Below are 14,719 nucleotides of genomic sequence, written 5' to 3'. Positions count from 1 at the left end.
AATGAGAATGGGGGGGGATATGGCATACGCAAAGCTACAACGGGCAATAGGCCCGGCAGACGGTTGGGCTGAAACCCAAACAGGCCTTCGGGCCGCCGGGGGGATGCCTTTGTTGCCGTCGGGCGGCCTGCGGGGGCTATCATCATGAGGTGGGAGCATCGGCGGGCCATCGGCCCCGGCGCAACGCGCCACCCCGGGCAATGCGGGCTGCCAGTATGCGCGGCAACCAGGCCAGACAGCCTCGGCCCTTGACGGCCGGACTGGGCAAAAACTAATCGGGCCGCGCGCATCACTGCGAACGGCCCGGGCATTTCAAATTTGAAATACGATTTTCTGTAATGTACTATTGGGTTGATAAGAAAATCCTTGTTGATGTGCGGTTGCGCCCGCCACTGCCGACGGGGGCGGCACCCGGGGGTTGCCCCCCTGTGGCCTGCGCCACGCCTCACGCGGCTGTGCGGGGCGCCTCGGGCCGGGTCACCTTACGATGACCTTGCGCGACTCACGCCCGCCGGGCAGCTCTACGCTTACCACGGCCAAGCCCCGGGCAAGGCCGGCTATGCGACACTCGCCCCGGCCGGAGGCGTCGGCCGTGGCCAGGAGCGAGCCTGAGGGGCTGTAGACCCTGACGCGGCCTATGGGCTGCGACGCGGCCACGATTATCTCGCCGGCCGACATGGAGTAGGCCGAGAGGTCGGCCGCGGCCGCAGCCTCGTCGATGCCGGTGGCCGACGGACGGTCTACCAATATGTAGTAGCGTCCGTGCGAGGGCCCGTCGACGGCAATGGTGTAGCCGTCGGCCAGCCTCGTCTCCGTACGGGTGGCGGCGTCGTAAAGGCGCGCGCCCTCGAAGGCGTCGACGCCGTGGAACGTGAGCTCAACCCGCTGCCCGCTCTCGGCAAACACGCCGAGGGGTATGCGCCGGCTGCCGCCGACGCGGTTGACAACCAAGGCGTCCGAACGGCCAACGGTGTAGACCAAGGGCACGTCGGCATCGGCAGCGCCGAAGGGGGCCAGCAGCCCTACCCCGGCGCCGGCCGGGGCCTCGGCCGCTGCACCGGCTGCCAGCACTATGGCCGCTGCCGACCGCCGGCCGCCGGCCGAGGCTGCCACCGTGAGCACGGGGGCGTGGGCCGGCGAGGTGGCTGCGCCATCGGCAAACGCCTGCATGGCAGGGGCAAACCTCACTGTGCTCGACGCTTCGGCTGCCACCTTCTTTACGAAAAACGCTCCGAAGGGCGGTATGGTCGACGTGGCGCCGGGCGTGGTCCAGCCGCTGCCGTCGGTGGCGGCGCCTCCGGCCACGGGCCCGTCGGCAGTGGCAGTCCAGTATGCCTTCTCAAGGTTGTCGTTGGCCTCGAAGAAGCGGGGCAGGTCGAGCTCTGCCATAAACGGGTTGCCCACAAGCAGGTATAGTCCGTCTTGCGAGGCCGTGAGCCCGGCCTCGACATAGGGTTTGGGCGAGTGGGCCTGGCCGTCGGCGCGGTCGAGCAGCCCCGAGACAAACAGCCGGCCGGCGCCATTGCGCTGAAGTTTCGCGTTGGGCACGCTGTAGGCCGCGTCGGCCTTGGGCATACGGAACGACAGGCGGCCGGCGGCACCGCCCACGGCCGTGGCCTTGAGCGAATAGCCCTGGCCGGGCACATAAGCCACCGAGGCGTCGTTGTATGCGCTGCTCCATCCGGCTGCGAACGATGCCGGCGTGGTGCCGCCGCCCTGCTCGATGATGCGCGCCGCATTGTCCCAGCTGCGCTGGTAGACGGCCGGCTGCAGGCGGCTGTTGCGCGAGGCGTCGAAGGTGAGGTCGGAGAAATATCTCACGTCGGCCTGCGAGCCGCCGAGCGACGTATACCAGTCGCCCGAATACACCGAAAGCAGCGGTGTGCTCACCAGGGTCCAAGCCTTTGAGGGCAGCTCGACATCCATCGAAGCCTTGCTGTAGCCCAGTTGCTAGGCGTGGAGCATGCGGGCGCCGGTGGCAAAATGTATCTTGTCGCAAACGTTGGCGCGGAAACGGCCGCCTATCACCGACGCTATGGAAGCGTTTGTGCCGCCATGGCTGAAGTCGGGGTCGGCGGTGACGTTGGCCAGGCCGGGGCCCGTGCCGTAGCCCACCATGTCGTATCCTATGTAGCGCGTTGCCGGGCCATAGCTGTCGGGGCGCGCGTCGGCCGCCCCACGGTCGCCGCCGCCCGCATAGTCGGGCATGTATAGGCTTGACTTGCTGCCGGCCGGCATCACCACCGACGAGTAGCAGGTGGGCACGAAGCCCGCCGACGTGCCGTTGGCGGCATTGGTGGTGTAGCCGTCGGCCGGAGCCATGAGGTCGGCGGGGTCGGCGCGGCGCCACAGGGCGTCGTTGTTCCAGTTGTCGTCGGGGCCGCCCTGCCATACCAAGTATTCGGGAACCACCTTTACATGCAATATCATCGAGCCGTTGCACGTGGCAGGTTTGCCTGTATTGCCAACAGTGGCTTTCAACGGTACATAATATATATATGTATATCCCTCGCGAAGCGACTTGCCCCCCGGCGTTGGCATGGGCTGCAACTCCATGAAGCTCGAAGCCGGATTGGCAACGATTGAACTACTGTTCAGGTTTAGCAGCTTGGCGGCCGGGATGTCTTGCTCTGTCAGGTTTTCGTTGGTGAACTCCTCGTCGTATTGCGGGTCGTCGGTGCCTACGAGATAAGCATAGCCACCCGAACTGCCGGTAACGCGGCCAACCGTGGCGCCTCCGGGCTTGCCGCCAATGCCGGCATTGCGCACCATTACGCGCATCCTGTTGCCCTGGGCCTGCTTCAACTGTGACAGGTTGATGCGCAAGGCGGGGTTGAAGTCGGGGTATGGATATTCAACGAGCTCGGAGCCGGGTTGCAACGACGGGGCGTTGCCGTCGGTCGTGATTGAAAACGGCACCGGGTTCCAGCAGATGCGGTCCCAGTCGGTCACGGAGATGGGCGAGCCCGACGGCGGGTTGGGCTTGTGTATGGGCGCAACCACAAACTTGTTGACGCCAAGGCGCAGCGTCACGTCGAGCCCGCGGCGGCGCAGCACCAGCTGGCTCATCCCGCCTTCGTCGCGAGGCTGGTTGAGGTAGTGGTTTATTATGTCAAACTCGTCGCGCGTGAATGTGGCCATGTCGCCGGCGGGTGTGGTCAGCTCGCCGTCGCTCCATGGCGTGGCCGTGGCGCTCAGCTCTGTTGCGTCGGGATATACCGCTCGAAAATCGAGCAGGGCCTGCTGCAGCGACACGCCGCCAAAGCGGTTGTCGGTGACCGAAAATACCATCTGGTCGCCAAGAAACCAGTCGTAAAACACGCCTTGGTTTATCACCTCGTAGGTTCGATGGCCGTCTTTGTCGCGCGGCACACGAACCTGGGCTGAAACATACCGGGTGACGCCGGCACAATAGTCAACGCCCTCGTCAATCAATTCGCCATTGGCCCTTATCAGCGTCTGCCTCGGCACGAAGAATATCCTGTCGGTCATGGCGTGGGCCAACAGCTGGTCGGAGGCTATCTGGAGCAGGTCGCCGGTTATCACCGAGTCGGGCGAGAAAGGGGCCATGCAGACTATATATTGCTTTCCGGGCGAAACCTTGAAATAGATGTCGCCTTTGACATAGCCCCTGGTTAAATCTTTTTTTACACTGGTATCAAAAAACAAGACAGAGTCCATGGGGCCGTCTCTGTAGAAATACTCCACGCCGGTGGCGGGGTCTTTGTTGTAGGAAAGGAAATAGTGGTTGTCGTCGATGGCATACTCCGGGTTTTCTTCGTAAAGGCTGTAACCCCTAATCCTGGCGCCAAGGGTGCGCTTGCCCACATCCGAGATAGACAGGCGCAGGGCGTGATACTTTGCCTGACGCATGGCGTCGTCGTCATACAAGTGTGCCCTGAGATATTTTTGGTATTCTGCAAAAAACTTGTTCTTGTCTAACACAAGGTATAAAAAGCGCACCTCGTCGCTGTTGGGCGCAAATACCGACGCCACTTGGCTTAGCTGGCCCATCCAGTTAAACCCTATCTGGGCCCGGACATACGAATGGTCGGCGGCGCAGTCTATGTCTTTTACCTCGATATTGATGCCGCTCGCTGGGTTTGTAAAATTCCAATTGTTACCATTTTTCGAGTCTGTCATGTCTATCGGCTCGCCATCCTTGCCTACCACAGAGGCCGCATAGGCAGAAAATTCCATTGCCCTGACGTCACGGCAAACCAATTCCAGGCAAGTCTTGTGATATGATTTGTGGCCTACACTCGGACATTTCTTACCGCTTGAAGTATATACCCTTGTCTCGGAGGCCAATGGCACAAAGCGCACTTCGGCCAGGGTGCCGTCGGCATATCTGAGCGAGTCTAACCCGAAAAGCTGAAAACGCAAGTTTACGCCATCGCCAAGTGTGGCTCTATGATGGAAAATATGGCGCGTTCCCGGCGCCATGAGGCTATTAAGGAAGGCAAACATGCCCTTGTCCTTGAAGGGATTAGCTTTTTTTATATGTTGGCCGTTCACAGTAATCCTCTTCGTTTCAAGCGGATAAAAGATGTCATTGCTTGACACTTCGCCTTCTTCTCCTCTCCATATCTGCTGCGGGTGCAGCTTGTAAAACACGCTATGGTACACCGGGCGGCCGTTGATGGTGTCGGCCGGCACAGCGTCGATGTCGCCGGGCAGCGGAACATCAGCGGGCGCGGGGCGCACGGGCGATGTTAGCGATGTGGGGGCGGCCACCGGGCTGCGGCCATAAACAGAAAGCGAGCCATGGCCATCGCGGCCCTCATCGGCATGGAAGCCGCCCACGGCAGCGCCCTGCCAAGCCTCGGAATGGCCGGCATGGGCGTGCCCCGCCGGCAGCGCCGAAGCCCCGGCCACAGCGGCCGGCAGGCTCATCAGCAGCAACGCCATGGCTGCGGCCCGTGCCCTGAAATATGCATTCTTGCTATATCCAAAAATCGTTGTTCTCATCTGATTGTAATGCCTATGTTGATGTGTAATGCCATTGTTGTTGAATCACTTAAACAGATTCAGCATCTCGGTGTTCAGCTCTACCAGCCGTTCCACGTTGAGCGGACTGCCTTGCGCCACGTTCTTGAAGGTGGCTTCCGACAAATCGGTCGTGGTAACCCTCACGGTGTAGCCACGGTTGTAGTCTACATTGCCCTGCCGCCACTGCGAAGTCACGGCCAGCGGTATGGTAAGGCCGGCCTGGGCAGTCACCCGACCCTTCACCACAGCCGCGTCGGGAGCATAGCCGTCGAAGGCCACACCGCTGACGGCAGCGGCGTCGAAGCTCCATACGCACCGCGACGCCGGCACCGTGGTGCCGCCGGCCGAGATGCCCCTGACGGTAAAACGGAACTGGGCACCCTCGGGTATGCTTATGCTGTAAGTGTCGGCGGCGTCGAAGTCGGCCACCACCGGCACCGGCAGCGAGCCTATGGGCGACACCCATACCTCGGCCTCGAGGTCGAGTCCGTAGTCGTTGAGCTGCAGTATGAGGGGATAGATGCTGTTGCGCGGCAGCTCGGTGCGGGCCGTGGTGGCCTTGTAGACCACGCCGCCGTGCTCGTTGGTGGCCACGCTGACGCTGTAGGGGCGCCCTGCGGGCGATGAGTTGACGTAGAAGTCGGCTATCGACACGCTGTCTTTTTTGCCTATCTGCACCGTCTTGGGCGACACGCCCACCACATTCGACTCCATGGTCTTCACGTCGCCGAGCGGCGTGTCGGCAAAGAGGCCCACGCGGTCGGCATAGCCTGCGAAGCTCAAGGCCGTGACGGTGGTGCCCGCCTTGCCGCGTATTGTCATGCGCACCTTGCTCACCAGCCTGTCGAGGCCTATCGAGATGGCCGACGTCGACTTGGTTACATTGACGCGGGCATAGGCGCTCATGGGTATGAAATAGTCTACCAGGTCTATCTTCGAGGCCGGGTCGGCGAGCACGATGGAGCGCAGCGAGGGGCTGATGCCCGATATGTTGTCGCCCTCGGCAAGCCCGGTGAGGCTGCCCCACAGGCCGTCGTAGTATGTGTCGATGTTTGCGAAGGCGTACACATCGTATGCGCCGAGCGTGATGGTGAAGTCGTCCGACGCCCAGCGACGCAGGTTGCCTTGCTGCGCGAGGGCAACCACGTCGAGGTTGGGCAGCAGCTTTTTAACCACGGTGCCGTCGGGGGCAACAATCAGAACGCACAGCCGGTGGATGAACTCGTGGCTGTTGCCGGCTTCGGTGACGGCCCTCGTGTCGAGGCGCCCCTCGTCGCGCGACACGATGTTCAGCCGCAGCGTCGCGTCATCCTGTGCGGGCACGTCGTCGGTTATGGCCGAGCATGATGCCGCCATGATGGCAAGCAACCATATCAAATGAATGACAGCGGTATCTATGACATGCTTTTTTCTGTACATAAGGGTTGTTCGTTGTATCGTTGTTGGATTGATGGCGCCGGCTCGGGGGGCCCTTCCACTGTGGCAGCCCCCGCGCCGCTACATCATTATCTTCTCGGTTGGCAGCACCAGCCAGTCGTTTACGTAGACGCTGACATTGAATGTCTTGTCGCCCGGGGGGATGTCGCCACCTATCGACGTGATGCTTTCAACGCTGAGCTTATATATGTTGTTTCGCACGATGGCGTGCTCCATGGGCGCCTCGTTGTCGTCGTCGGAGTCGTTGCCGTGGCGCACCCACCATGTGTAATAGCACTGCGAGTCTTGGTAAGTGCGCACGCCGTAGGGCTTGAGCACGTTGCGTGTCGACTTGCCGCCGTTGTCGATGCTCACGCGCCACGTGCCGTCGGCATCGGTGGATGCCGAGTAGCCGCATTCGGCGAGCATGTAGGCCCGCCACTTGAGCGCCGCCTTGGCCGCGTCGTCGAAAGGCCCTGCCTTGTCGGCGGCTGCCTCGAGGTAGGCCCTGTAGCCCGAGGGGTCGTCGTCGAGCAGGCCTTGCCGGGCGAAGTCCGCCACGTCGTCCCACGACTTGCAGGCGTCGATGCGCGCGTCGAAACGCGCGAAGTCCGCCCCGTAGAGGGCCGACATCATGTCTTCCATCGAAGCGTAGAGATTGCTGCGGAGCCTGAAGAAGGTGCGCCCGTCGGCATAGTTCGGCAGCCCCTTGGGCTTGAACAGCGCCCTGAACACCACTCCCGTATGGTAATAAGGTGCCGACACATTGGTCCATGCGGTGTTTTCGAGCGTGTAGCCCACCCGCTTCCACCCGCCGATGTCGGTGCCCGGCGGTGTTATCGAGGCCCACTTCGATGTCTTGTCGAGCTCGGTCAGGTCTTGGAGCGAGTGGTTGTCTTGCTGCCCGAACCACATGGCGTAGAGCGCCGAGGCCGGTTTTCCGCCTTCGCCATCGACGGTGAAAGTGGCGTTGTCGGCCGACTTGCCGGCCGTCCAGGGGTCGATGACGTAGTTGGTGGGCACGCCTGTGGCCGTGGCAGTCTCGTCGCCGAGCACCACGGCGCCCTCGGCGTCGGGCTCTGCGGCCACCCTCTTGAGCAGGTAGCTGCCTGCCGTGAGCGAGTTGACTATGGTTGCCCCCTCAATCTCGACCGTGGCGCCGGCGTAGGCCGGGTCGGACACGTCGTAGGTGGCCTTTGCCCTGTAGTCGATGCGGGCGGCCATGCGCTCGAGCCCCACCGTCACTTCGGCGGGATTTTCTTCAGTGGCCGACGCCAGGTTGGCCGAGGCGTCGGCTGCCGAGGTCATCACGAAGTCGGAGTATGTGCCCGCCGAAGCCTTCCACGCCTCCTTATATATATGGTCGCGCACGGCCCCGAGGGTGCGGTTGGCGGCGTCTTGCCACCACTGCACAGAGCCGGGGTTGGCCACGACAATCACGTTGTAGTCGCCACCGCCCACATTTACCAGCATGGGGGCCGACGTATATGAGCGGTCGACGCCGCTGGCCAGCGTTGCATCTGGGGCCGACGGCTGGAAAGATGAGAAGAGCGCCACGGCTTGTATGGGCGTGGCAGCGGGGCTGTTGACCCCTTGTGAGCCTGTGAAGAAGAAGGCCACGGCCGAGCCTACGGCATTCTCGTAGTCCTGCCCCGCCTCCATGCCGTCGCCGAGCTCGCCCCCCGTGGGGTTGGCACGGGTGGCGGGGGCGGCCGTCATGGTGAGGTGCAGCCTGACGTACGACAGGCCCTCGCCGCCGACATCGCCTCCGGGCTCGTCGGCGCCGGAGCATCCGACGAGCGCCAGAGCTACGGCAAGCGAGGCCATCGCGCACTTCAAGTATTTGTTTTTTGTTGTCGTTTGCATATTATGAAGGTATTTCAGGGCCGCGGCATCGCCGGGGCTGACAGCCCCCCGCGGGCATACGACCCGGGCACAGGCCACCGCGCGGAGGCTTCCGGGCCGGGCCCCGCCTGCCTTGCAGGCCCGTCAGGCCGCGCTATTGCAGCCACTTCCACTTTGTTTCACGTTTTTAGTATGATGCACCATAGGCCGCACGCCACCGTCAGAGGTCTTCGAACTGAATGCGCTTGCTCCATCCGAGTATGCTGATGCTGATGTTGACATAGGCCAGCCTGTCGCCCTTGATGTAGAAGTCGAGCTGGTAGTCGTAGCCACGGTCGAGGAACTCTTGTGCCGAGTAGCGGTGAATCTCCTCGGCGTTGCGCAGCCTTGACAGTATGTCGGGCAGGTTGACCCTGACCACCTCCATTCCCGTGGTGCGGTTCTTGATGGTGAGCACGCCGTCGTCGGCGGGGTTGTCGTGTATGATGATTCGCGACGTCATGAAGTCGGCGTGCGCCATCCGCCCTATTCCCCCGACGGGGTCGTTGTTGGCGTCGGTAGCGCCGGTGCGGTCGTTGGTGTTCCATCTGGCGTGCGGGGTGTAGACCACGGCCTGCGACTCGTCGACGGAGTTGTCCCATCTGAGCGTCGCATTGTGGTCGATGATGGCCATGTCGTAGTTTGCCACGTCCATGGTTGCAGGGTTGTCGAGCTCCCTCAGCGTCACGTTAATCTTCTTCGTGTCGCGCACGAGTGGTATTGTGTGGTAAGTGGGCCGCCCCGCAAACACCTCCACCGGCGTGGTCTCCATGCCGTGCCACAGCGTGTCGAGCGGCAGGCCGTGGTTGTCTACACGCAGCAGCGCCTCGCCGTTGCCCACCGTCTGCAGCCTCACGCTGAGCGCCTGCATGGGGTCGCCGGGTGCAAGCTCGCTGCGCATGAAATGGTCGCGGCCCCGTGCCAGCTGGGCGTCGTAGTCGTCTTGCCCGGCCAGCACGATGAACTTGTACTTGCCAGGGGCGAGGTTGGCGTGCATGGCATAGCCCGGCGCCGCGAGCGGGCGCAGCGGCCCGCGGTTGGCATCGGCCAGAGTGGTGACATAGTGTCCATCGGCGTCGAACACATAGACGTCTACCGCACCCACATGGTCGCCGAACATATCGGCGCGCTCCAGGTTGTAGTTGTACCTGAAACTTAGGCACAGGCCTGTAGGGCAGTCGTCGCGGTCTTCGTGCATCATGCTGCATGACGACAAGACAGCGGCAGACAGCAGCGGCCACAGCAGCCACGCCATGAGTATCTTCGTCAGATGTTTCATAATTTATATCGTTTTTTTGTTTTATCGCGCTAATGATGTCAAGGCGGGCCGTGCCTGCTCCGGGCTGGCATTGCAGCCCACGACAATGCAATATCGCCGGGCAACGGTTGCCTGGCGGCGCATCTGCGGCCGAGGCCCCATCTCCTTTCCTTGTCAATCACCCGTTGGGGTGTCCCGCAAGAACAGTTGTCTCCCCTCGCGGCCGGGAGTGTTGTTTCCTTTCATTTGTGGCATGCCATGGCATGGCGATGCCGCTTTTTGCCTGCTTCGCCGTCGCATAGGACCTAAGCAGGCTATTGTTTCGAAATGGGCAGACGCCCGTCGGAGGTTTTAAAATCCGGGGCGGCGGCGTTGCCGCCCCGGACTTTCGTGTGGTTTGATATCTAAATGCTTACGTTGGTATCGGCCTATCAGAGATCGACAGACTGAGTGCGCTTTGCCCAAGAGAGCACGTTGATCTTCACTGAGATGTAAGACTCCTTCTTGTCGACAGGCTCATTCGTCACCACAGTCACGTTGGGAGAGCCGAGAGCCTTGATTGATGTCACGCTGATGTCATACCAGTTGTTGCGCACCACGCCATAGCGGCCAAGATAGCGGGCGTCGCTATCTGCGCCATAAATCATTGCATCATCGTAGTCGGATTCAGACCACGGGGTCTGGCCCTGACCGAAGTGTGCGATGTAAACAGGATAGTAAGCCACGCCGTCGGCATAGTAAGACAGAGAGATAAGCTCGTTGGCTGTTGTTACTGCATCGCTTGGCATTGCTGCAGCTCCAGCTTTCATCTTAGCCGTACCTGCGGCATTGAGAGCGATGGATTTAACCGTGCGCACTCCGGCAGCCTCATCGGAAAGAGTCACATCGAAATCCTCGTCAGACTTCAAAGTATTGCCTGTCCCAACATTAGCCTTTGCCCACTTTGCGAAATCGGGATTGGTAAACATGCGGGCCATCACCTCTTTCTTCACAGCATCTTCATTCATGAACGAGCTTGTGTTCTCGGCATTGCCGTCGATGATGTAGAAGGGATTGCCACCATTGAACTTAGCCTTTACGATGACGCGTGTAAGGTTTTGCTCGGTCATGTGTGCGAGGTCGGTGGTGTTCTCAAAGCAGTAGCCAGCAGCCACACCGTCGGCTTTCAGCATATCGCCGTCGGCGATGGTGGCGGTAGCCCCGCCAACAGTGCTATACTCCGTTGAAAGAGTAGAGCTAATGTTGGCATAGTTGGGGTCGACAGCCCAATACAGCCTGTAAAGGCCGTCTGCTATAGCATTGTTGCCCACCATGCGATAGTCTTTAGCTCCATCGGCAAGAAGTTCAGAAGTATAACTCTTCCAATTATCGAAGCCAATGGTCTGTCGTGTGAGGTAGTTCTTCTTGCTTGTGTTGTCGAGAACCCATCCAACTATCTCAAAAGGCATCTTCGAAACTGTTGTTTCGTTGATATTGCCTGAGTTGACCGTCACCTTGGCCTCGGCGCGCTCAACATAGATAGTGGCAGCTGGGTCGGCGTCGGCCTCGGCACGTGTGGAGTGAATCTTGGCCTTGTCGATGGTCACGAGCGGGCCAACAATCTTTGCTCCCGACGGGTCTACGGTGCCGCCCTGCTTGTCGGCCATCACTGCATTAGACATAAGCAGGCCTGCCTTGTGCCAGCTGAAATCCTCAGCAATGCTCACCATGGCGTCATTGAGCTCTTTGAGAGTCATGCCTTCAGCTGTGGCTTGGTTGCCTGTCAAATGAATCTGGTTGTTGTTCAAGTTGAACAGATAGTTGTGGTTGAGCACAACGAGAGCCTTGATTGACTTTGCATCGATCTTGTTGATTTCCTGGGTGATCTTTGCCGTCGTAGTGATCTGGTCGGTAGCAGAGCCTTTTGGCGAGAATTTCAGATTCAACTCATAGGCGCTGTTCACAACCTCGCTGCCCTCATTGCCTGCGAAGAGGATGAGCGTGGCGTTCTCCACCTTATACTCAGACGGCGTACCGTCGTCGAAGTGTTTACTGTCGTCCCATGCACGAGTGTTGGGTTGTGTAGGCAATTGTATAGAGAAGCTCACATAGCCCTTGCCATCCGAGTTCCACACCGGGTCACTGCCCCCATCCTGAACGACCTCGTCGTTAGAGCAGGCCCCAAGCATCAGCGCTGCCAATGCGATTGAGAAAATTTTCAGATTCTTCATGATTTTCTTTGATAATTGTTTGTTAATTTGGTCTTGTTTATCTCTTTTGGTACCATGGCATCGGCCCTTGCGGCCTGCCGTCCCCATCCCGCAGAGCCATGTCGGGGTGGTGGCGTCACTGCCGGGTCAAAGCCCTCTTGTCACAGTTCCAGTATGTCTATGTTGCGTTGCGCGTCGGCGTCGCCTGCTGCGAGCGCTTCGCGGAACAGCCTGAGAGCCATGTTGCTGTCGCCCTTGAGCAGTGCCATGACCCCACGTGCGTGGATGGCCCTTGGCGTGTTGCCGGCCTTGTCGAGGCAGTCGGCTGCCGCGTCGATGTCGCCCGAAGCCATCCTGGCGAGTGCGGCGTTGATGTTGGCGGTCGGGTCGGCAGGGAACAGGCGCACGGCCGTCTCCATCACCTGGTTAAACTCGCCGGAGCCTGGCTCGTAGGTCTGCGCCAGCAAGAACATCTCTTCGAGCGACAGCAGCTTGGGATTGGTCTTCATCACCTCGCGCGTCTCGTCTACGGAGAACGCCTTGACGGTATAGTTCACCACATAGTCAGAGTGGCGCAGCGTCGGGTAGCATTCGTCGAGCATGATGCGGTAGTCGTCCGGCCACCTCAGCTTGATGCGCCACTCCCTCGTGTCGGGGTCGAGCCGGCTGTCGTCGACCACCTGCAGAATCTCGTCGCGGTGTGGCAGCGAGCTGGCGGCCACATATTCGCGCAGCCCCTTCCAGTCTTCGGCTGTGTAGCCCACCCGGAACAGCGAGTTGTCCATGTCAAGCATCTTCCTGACGTGGTCTTTCAGTGTGGCAGCCCTGTGTTCGGCGAGCCATGCGTTGTGGTCGTATGGCGACTCGGGCGAGGCGAATCCGTGGATGACGATGCCCGATATCTTGGTGTTCTTGTCTTCCTTCACCACCCTGATGGTCTCTACTATCTTGGCCAGTTCGGCGGGGTTATTGCGGTATTCGGGATAGAGCGTGGTCTTGTTGACAGGGAACTCTATGTAAGCCCTGCCCTGCACGGAGCGGTCTTTGCGTGCCTCGGCTGCCGGCCTGAGGTATGGCATGAAAGGCTTCCTGAGCTTTTTCAGTGGCACCTCGTGGTTGTCGATGAAGTCGCCGCATCCGCAGAGGTCTTCGTTGACCACGACGTCGGAGTTGTCCATCCACTGTTCGTAGGGCAGCACCGCCGAGTAAGTCACCGTCTGCGGTGTGTTGTTCTTTCGCCTTACAGCCGTGACGTCGGCTTCGAAGCGCTTGCTTGCCCCTCGCCTGAAGGCGATGTCGGCCCTGCGCCCGTTGACCACTATCTGCGGCATCCGCCTGGTCTGGGTGCGCCCCCTGACCACGGGCGTGAACACAAACTGCATGCTTGCGGGCAGCCGGAGCGAGTCGAGGTTGAGCTCGAGGCCCACCACAAGCCTTCCGCCGGCGTTGCTTACGTTGACATTCTCCACGCGCACCTGTCCGGCGGCCAGCCTTTGCGCCTCGCTGTGCGCCCGGGCAGCCTGCCCGAGCGACAGCGCCATGGCGCAGCATATTATATAATGTGTGAAAGTGTGCATACGTCTTGTGGTTTATGAAGCATTAAAATATGTACATGAAACTGAGCGCAGCCTTCGTCGGGCCGAAGTAGTTGGTATGCGACGACTGCAGTTTCTCGCCACACCGGCCACATTCATACTTTCCATACTTGATGTAGTCGTAGCCAACGCCGACAGAAGCCTCAAAGTTCCAGTGTCGCGACAGCATCCACTGATAGCCCAGCGTGAGTCCTCCCCCGGCAAACCACCCGTCGTAGCGGTGGGTCTTGAGCCCGTCGAAAAGGCCGAACGGCATGTCGAAGTCGGAGACATTGAACTCGCCGCCCATGAGATGGGCACCCACGAACCACCCGTTGAAGCTCTCGCAGAACCAATAGCGGTATTCGGGCTGCAGCACCCAGTGGCGCAGGCTGCGCCCCGAGGCCGACTTCCAGGGGTGGAGGCCGTAGAAGAGCTGCACGGTGTGCTTCCGGCCCACCGACGCCTCAACGCCGAGGTTGGGCGTGGCCGTGGCCAAATACATCAGGTTGGTCTTCAGTGCCACGTTCTGCGCTGGCGATGACATGTAGCCCAACAGGCCGCACAGTACCAATGACGCCAATCGTTTCTTCATAAAAGCTTTGTTATTATCCTCTTATTTTATATTCCAAATAGTATATCCATATCCAATGGCGCAAGCCAAGAAACCAGAGCCTGCGGCCTTAGCCGGAAGGCTAAATATCCATCCGCCCTGTTGGAAGAGACGGATTCACTTAATGCTTTGAATTTTAATCTTTCCCTTAGAAACCAGCTAATACGGTCTTAATCTCAGCATTTCCAACGGCAAAGTTAGGCTAATTTTCACGACGAAACAAACTTTCTTTTAAAAAACATCATTATCCGTAAAAGATTGCTAAACATATCCCATAATATATCCGAGGCCGTTAAGTTCGGCAAAAACATGGCGGGCAGAACGCATCTTGAGTGAATAATTAGCGTATAATGCTGCAATACAAAGCGTTATATGCCGTAAGCGCCTGCACCACCCTACTGCCGTAGCGGAGCAAAAGGGGCCGGATGGTGAAAACATGTCCGTCTCTTAGAATTATGAAACAATAAGGACGAAACGGGAATTTAAGGCAAGAAATGTATCGACAACACTAATTTGGCTGCCCCGACGGGCCGCCAACCGCCACCAACGGCGGCGTGGCGGCAGGCCTGCCGCCTCTGTTTGGCGAAAGAGGGCGGCACAAACCGGCAACAGGCTGAGGGCCGGGGCAAAACGCGCACGAGCCACGGCAGCGCAGGCCGGCCATGGGCCACGGCCGGGGAGCAGCGCCCGCGCCGGGGCAAAGCCGCGGGCAAGGCACAGGCAGGGCGGCCACGGGGGAGATGGCGCGGATGGCTTTGACGGCCGGACGCAACAGACTATTATCACCGATATA

The 14,719-nt window shown here is 60.0% G+C and carries 8 protein-coding genes; all 8 read right to left on the bottom strand.

Features of this window, described 5'->3' with window-relative positions:
- Positions 1 to 477: 477 nt before the first annotated feature.
- The gene (locus tag H6B30_RS14025) at positions 478 to 1,926 is read right to left on the bottom strand and encodes a hypothetical protein (RefSeq protein WP_205111676.1); all 1,449 of its coding nucleotides are present in this window, start codon (positions 1,924 to 1,926) and stop codon (positions 478 to 480) included.
- A gap of 24 nt (positions 1,927 to 1,950) precedes the next feature.
- Positions 1,951 to 4,971, bottom strand: a complete 3,021-nt coding sequence (locus tag H6B30_RS14020; RefSeq protein WP_205111674.1) for a hypothetical protein — start codon at positions 4,969 to 4,971, stop codon at positions 1,951 to 1,953.
- 45 nt (positions 4,972 to 5,016) lie between these two features.
- A complete protein-coding gene (locus tag H6B30_RS14015; protein WP_205111650.1) occupies positions 5,017 to 6,411 on the bottom strand; it encodes a FimB/Mfa2 family fimbrial subunit in 1,395 nt (464 codons plus the stop codon).
- A 78-nt stretch (positions 6,412 to 6,489) separates the two neighbouring features.
- A complete protein-coding gene (locus H6B30_RS14010) occupies positions 6,490 to 8,274 on the bottom strand; it encodes an Mfa1 family fimbria major subunit (RefSeq protein WP_205111648.1) in 1,785 nt (594 codons plus the stop codon).
- Between the two features lie 199 nt (positions 8,275 to 8,473).
- On the bottom strand, positions 8,474 to 9,571 hold the full coding sequence (locus tag H6B30_RS14005; RefSeq protein ID WP_205111647.1) for a FimB/Mfa2 family fimbrial subunit: 1,098 nt from the start codon (positions 9,569 to 9,571) through the stop codon (positions 8,474 to 8,476).
- Positions 9,572 to 9,981: 410 nt separating this feature from the next.
- The gene (locus H6B30_RS14000) at positions 9,982 to 11,760 is read right to left on the bottom strand and encodes a fimbria major subunit (protein ID WP_205111645.1); all 1,779 of its coding nucleotides are present in this window, start codon (positions 11,758 to 11,760) and stop codon (positions 9,982 to 9,984) included.
- 140 nt (positions 11,761 to 11,900) lie between these two features.
- Positions 11,901 to 13,316: a DUF3868 domain-containing protein gene (locus tag H6B30_RS13995; RefSeq protein ID WP_205111643.1), complete on the bottom strand. Its 1,416-nt coding sequence runs from the start codon at positions 13,314 to 13,316 to the stop codon at positions 11,901 to 11,903.
- A 22-nt stretch (positions 13,317 to 13,338) separates the two neighbouring features.
- A complete protein-coding gene (locus H6B30_RS13990) occupies positions 13,339 to 13,908 on the bottom strand; it encodes a DUF3575 domain-containing protein (protein WP_205111641.1) in 570 nt (189 codons plus the stop codon).
- Positions 13,909 to 14,719: the final 811 nt, after the last annotated feature.

The sequence above is a fragment of the Marseilla massiliensis genome (assembly GCF_016899955.1).
GTDB lineage: Bacteria > Bacteroidota > Bacteroidia > Bacteroidales > Bacteroidaceae > Prevotella > Prevotella intestinigallinarum.
The sequence above is the reverse complement of the archived record's forward strand: the minus strand, read 5'-3'. Positions and strand labels throughout refer to the sequence as shown.

Excerpts from the sequence above, each read along its gene's own strand:
- H6B30_RS14025 (WP_205111676.1), bottom strand. The coding sequence starts at position 1,926 with ATGGATGTCGAGCTGCCCTCAAAGGCTTGGACCCTGGTGAGCACACCG.
- H6B30_RS14020 (WP_205111674.1), bottom strand. The coding sequence starts at position 4,971 with ATGAGAACAACGATTTTTGGATATAGCAAGAATGCATATTTCAGGGCA.
- H6B30_RS14015 (WP_205111650.1), bottom strand. The coding sequence starts at position 6,411 with ATGTACAGAAAAAAGCATGTCATAGATACCGCTGTCATTCATTTGATA.
- H6B30_RS14010 (WP_205111648.1), bottom strand. The coding sequence starts at position 8,274 with ATGCAAACGACAACAAAAAACAAATACTTGAAGTGCGCGATGGCCTCG.
- H6B30_RS14005 (WP_205111647.1), bottom strand. The coding sequence starts at position 9,571 with ATGAAACATCTGACGAAGATACTCATGGCGTGGCTGCTGTGGCCGCTG.
- H6B30_RS14000 (WP_205111645.1), bottom strand. The coding sequence starts at position 11,760 with ATGAAGAATCTGAAAATTTTCTCAATCGCATTGGCAGCGCTGATGCTT.
- H6B30_RS13995 (WP_205111643.1), bottom strand. The coding sequence starts at position 13,316 with ATGCACACTTTCACACATTATATAATATGCTGCGCCATGGCGCTGTCG.
- H6B30_RS13990 (WP_205111641.1), bottom strand. The coding sequence starts at position 13,908 with ATGAAGAAACGATTGGCGTCATTGGTACTGTGCGGCCTGTTGGGCTAC.